Annotated in this window: 1 protein-coding gene; it reads right to left on the bottom strand. The window is 52.5% G+C overall.

The window, feature by feature from the left end:
* Positions 1-263 (bottom strand): hypothetical protein (locus EII41_RS13930; RefSeq protein ID WP_148091786.1); only part of this gene is annotated, 263 nt, incomplete at both ends.

The following is a 263-nucleotide window of genomic DNA, read 5'->3' as shown; positions in this document are numbered from 1 at the left end:
ACCTGCCCGGTAAGCGAATAGACTTGCACATCCGTTGCTTTTGTCGTCCGGATCTGTAACATACCCTCTTCCGTGTGGATAGTGTAGCCGCGGTCGATCGACACGTTCGCTACCGGGCTTACACCCGAGAGTTGAATGTTCAACGGTTCGGTCACTTTCGGGAATACGAGCGTTACCGTTCCGTCCGCGTTATGCGTCATCCGGATACCGCCCTGTTCCTCATCCCGTCTCTTCGAGTTCGTCTTTACTTTAATGTATTTCAG

The sequence above is a fragment of the Tannerella forsythia genome, from assembly GCF_003860135.1.
GTDB lineage: Bacteria > Bacteroidota > Bacteroidia > Bacteroidales > Tannerellaceae > Tannerella > Tannerella forsythia_A.
This window is presented reverse-complemented; position numbering and strand designations above follow the sequence as displayed.